The sequence below is a fragment of the Saccharomonospora halophila 8 genome (assembly GCF_000383775.1).
Taxonomy (GTDB): Bacteria; Actinomycetota; Actinomycetes; order Mycobacteriales; family Pseudonocardiaceae; genus Saccharomonospora; species Saccharomonospora halophila.
Genome location: NZ_KB912585.1, coordinates 27,386 through 31,331, shown reverse-complemented (window position 1 = coordinate 31,331; position 3,946 = coordinate 27,386). Strand labels below are relative to the sequence as shown.

The following is a 3,946-nucleotide window of genomic DNA, read 5'->3' as shown; positions in this document are numbered from 1 at the left end:
CGCGGGCAGGTCCGCGGCGGCGTCGCCGTGCACCACCGAGCCGCCGAGGGTGCCGCGGTGGCGTACCTGCCGGTCACCGATCTCGCCGGAGACGTGCGCCAGCAGGGGCGCGTGGGCGCCCAGCACCGGGTCCCGCTCCAGGTCGCGGTAGCGGCTCAACGCGCCGATCGCGAGGGCGTCCCCCTCGTCCCGGACGTAGCGCAGCTCGTCCAGCGCGCCGACGTCCACGACGAGCTCCGGGGCGGCCAGTCGCAGCTTCATCAACGGCAACAGGGAATGTCCCCCCGCCAGCAGCTTCGCGTCGTCCCCGTGTTCGGCGAGCACACCGAGCGCGTCGTCCACTGAGGACGCACGACGGTACTCCAGTCCGGCCGGGATCACTGCCGCACCTCCTGCCCCGAGGCGTCCATCACCGCGTTGACGATGTTGTGGTACCCCGTGCACCGGCACAGGTTGCCCTCCAGGCCGGACCGCACCTGCTCCCGCGTCGGCCGCGGGTTGTCGGCGAGCAGCGACACCCCGGCCATGATCATGCCGGGGGTGCAGAATCCGCACTGCAGGCCGTGCTGGTCGCGGAACGCGCGCTGCACCGGGTGTTCCTCGCCGTCCGAACCCTCCAGTCCCTCCAGTGTGGTCACCGCGTTCCCGTCCGCCTGTGCGGCCAGCACGGTGCACGACTTCACCGACTCGCCGTCCAGCAGCACGGTGCAGGCGCCGCACGAGGTGGTGTCGCAGCCGATGTTGGCGGCGGTCAACCCGATCTCGTCGCGCAGGAGGTGCACGAGCAGAGTTCGGTCCTCGACGTCGGCCGAGGCCGTCCGTCCGTTGATGTCCATCGTGATGCGCACGTTCAGTCCGCCTCCCGTACTCGTGCGAGTTCCTGCCAGACCCGGAGCGGGGTCGTGGGCATGTCGATGTGGGTCACTCCGAGGTGTGCCACCGCGTCGACGACGGCGTTGTGCACCGCCGGGGTCGATCCGATGGTGGCGGCCTCCCCGATGCCCTTCACCCCCAACGGGTTCTCCGGGGTGGGGGTGGCCATCTCGACCAGGTCGAAATCGGGCAGCTCGGTCGCGGTGACGAAGGAGTAGTCCGCCAGCGTGGCCGTGGTGGGGTTGCCGTCGGCGTCGTAGTCCATCACCTCGAGCAGCGCCTGCGCCGCACCCTGGCCGAGACCGCCGTGCCGCTGCCCGGCGAACGTCACCGGGTTGATCACCGGGCCCGCGTCGTCGACCGCGACGATCCGCCGCAGCGCAGCCTTACCGGTCTCGGTGTCCACCTCCACCACCGCGAGGTGCGCGCCGAACGGGTAGGTGGATCCGCCGTCACCGAACCACACGTCGGCCGACAACTCCCCCGGTGCGGCCCGAGCGGCCACCTCGGCCCAGGTGACGGTCGCCGCGGTGGGGGCGCCGCGCACCTGCCACAGCCCCGCGGACGGGTCGAGTTCCAGGTCGTCCGGGGCGGCTTCCAGGTGCTCGGCGGCGATCTTCCGCGCCTTCTCGATCACCTCGTCGGCGGCGCGCCGGACGGCGGAGCCGCCGGCCTGCAACGATCGCGACCCCATCGTGCCGACACCCGCGGGCACCTCGTCCGTGTCGCCGTGCCGGATGGTGATCCGGTCCATCGGCACGCCGAGCTGGTCGCACAGCAGCATCGCCAGCGTCGTGTCCAGCCCCTGGCCGTGCGGGGAGCTGCCGGTGTAGGCGGTGACGGAGCCGTCCGGGTGGATGTCCACCCGGCCGCTCTCCCCGCCCCGGTCCGCACCGGTGATCTCCACATAGCTGGCCAGGCCCAGTCCGAGGGCGACCGGATCCCCGGCCTCGCGTCGGCGCCGTTGCTCGGCCCGCAGGTCCGCGTAGCCGCCCGCCTCCAGCACCCGGTTCAGGGCCTCCGCGTACTCGCCGGTGTCGTAGGTGGCGCCGGTGGGCGTGGTGTACGGGAACTCCTCCGGCGGGATGAAGTTCGTCCGGCGCACCTCGGCCGGATCGGCGCCGATCTCGGCGGCGAAGATGTCCAGCACCCGCTCGATCGCGGCCGTGGCCTCCGGCCGGCCCGCGCCGCGGTAGGCGGCGATCGGGGTGGTGTTGGTGACCACCGCCCGGCTGGCCGTCTCGACCCGGGGGAACCGGTAGACACCGGCGGCCATCAGTTCGGTCAGCATCGGCAGGAACAGGGTGCGCGGGTAGGCGCCCGCGTCCTGCACGACCTCCAGCCGCACCGCCTCGACCGTGCCGTCCCGACGGCCACCGATCGTGACGGTGTTGCGCTGGGCCCGGCCGTGCGTCATCGCCGTCATGTTCTCGCTGCGGTCCTCCGTCCAGCGCACCGGCCTGCCCGCAGCCGAGGCCGCCCAGCCGAGCACGACCGCCTCGGGGTCCGCGCCGATCTTCGCGCCGAATCCGCCGCCGACACCCGGGGTGATCACCCGGACCCGTTCGGGGTCGGTGCCCAGCCCCTGGGCGATCGCGGCGCGGGCCAACTGGGCGTTCTGGGTGGACAGCCACACGGTCAGCCTGCCGTCGTCGCCCCAGGCGCAGGCCGCGCCCCGCACCTCCAGCGGTGCCGGGGCGACGCGCTGGTTGTCCAGCGTGCGGGTCACCACGACCTCGCAGCCGTCGAACGTGTCGTCGGCGAAGTCGCCGCCGTGGGTCTGTACCGTGTTCGATCCGATCTCCGGGTGCAGCACGGTGTCGTCGGTCAGGGCCGCGTCGAGGCCGGACACCACGTCGCGCGGCTCGTAGTCCACGTCGACCAGTTCGGCGGCGTCGGCCAGCTGGTACCGCCGCTCCGTCAGCACGAGCGCGACCGGTTCGCCGACGTAGCGGACCACACCGTCGGCCAGCCACGGCTGCGGCACGGGCCCCGCCGCACCCGGTTCCAGGTCCAGATCGGCGGCGGTGTAGACCGCGACCACCCCGTCGGCGGCGCGGGCCTGCGCGGTGTCGATCGCGGTGATCGTGGCGTGCGCGATCGGGCTGCGGACGAACATCGCGTGCACGGCGCCGGTCAGTTCCGGTTCCCGCAGGTCGTCGAGGTAGGTCCCGCCCGTCGTGATCAGCTTCTGGTCCTCGACACGGACCACCCTGGTTCCGGCGATGCTCATCCGACCTCCCGCTCCGTGGCTACACCGACGATCATACCGATCACCCTGTGTACCCCACACGGGAAATTCCCGGAAACACCGACCCGGCCACCGCACGGAATCGTTCCGTCCATTCCGGCGCACACCGCCCGCGGAACGGGACGGAACGGGACGGAACGGGACGGCGTCAGCCGACCGTTTCCTCCGACGCGCCGAACGCCGTCTCGGCGGCGCGGGCCTGCAGCCGGCGTACCGTGTCCGCCTGCCGGTCGGCCCGGCCCAGCAGCTCGATCAGTTCCCGTTCGTCGAGGCGGTCGTCGTGCCGGGCGACGGTCAGCAGACTGCGCCACACGCCCGCCCGGGCGGTGATCAGCATGCCCAGGCCGTCCAGTTCCACCACCGGGCTCGCCGGGGACGGGGTCCGCACGCGGCCGTTGAGCTTGAGCCTGCCCACCTTCTCCCCGAGCCACGCGGCCACCGTCTTGTACCGGCGCACGGGCACACCCAGCTCGGACAGGATCACGCGCAGGGCGCGGGCGTCGTCGGCGACCTCGCCCGCCAGCGCCGAGAACTCGCCCGCGTCGGAACTCCCCCGCCGTTGCGCGGCCATCCGCCGGGCCAGTTCGGCCGCGGCGACCGCCGCCGCGTAGTGGTCGTTGAGGTAGGTGGACAGCACGAGACCGGGACCGGACATGCCGTCGGATACCCGCGGCGGGCCGGTCCACACCCGCCATCGGGTGCGACCGCGGACCCGGGAGGTCAGTCGGCGTAGACCGAGGCGTGCAGCCTGCGCAGGAGTGCGGCGTAGGCGGCCCCGCCGAACCCGGCCCGGGCCAGTGCGGCCTTCGCCGCGTTGGCCCT

The 3,946-nt window shown here is 73.0% G+C and carries 4 protein-coding genes; all 4 read right to left on the bottom strand.

From position 1 onward, the window contains the following. The coding region (locus tag SACHA_RS0118165; protein ID WP_019812091.1) for an FAD binding domain-containing protein at window positions 1–381 on the bottom strand (381 nt) is incomplete at its 3' end. Beyond that, window positions 378–848, bottom strand: coding sequence for a (2Fe-2S)-binding protein (locus tag SACHA_RS0118160; RefSeq protein WP_019812090.1), 471 nt, complete (start codon window positions 846–848; stop codon window positions 378–380). The genes SACHA_RS0118160 and SACHA_RS0118165, both read right to left, overlap by 4 nt. 2 nt (window positions 849–850) lie before the next feature. Beyond that, the gene (locus tag SACHA_RS0118155) at window positions 851–3,106 is read right to left on the bottom strand and encodes a xanthine dehydrogenase family protein molybdopterin-binding subunit (protein ID WP_019812089.1); all 2,256 of its coding nucleotides are present in this window, start codon (window positions 3,104–3,106) and stop codon (window positions 851–853) included. Window positions 3,107–3,272: 166 nt separating this feature from the next. Next, on the bottom strand, window positions 3,273–3,779 hold the full coding sequence (locus SACHA_RS0118150; RefSeq protein ID WP_028663323.1) for a hypothetical protein: 507 nt from the start codon (window positions 3,777–3,779) through the stop codon (window positions 3,273–3,275). Window positions 3,780–3,946: the final 167 nt, after the last annotated feature.

Coding starts and splice junctions, on each gene's coding strand:
- SACHA_RS0118155 (WP_019812089.1), bottom strand. CDS start 3,106: ATGAGCATCGCCGGAACCAGGGTGGTCCGTGTCGAGGACCAGAAGCTG.
- SACHA_RS0118150 (WP_028663323.1), bottom strand. CDS start 3,779: ATGTCCGGTCCCGGTCTCGTGCTGTCCACCTACCTCAACGACCACTAC.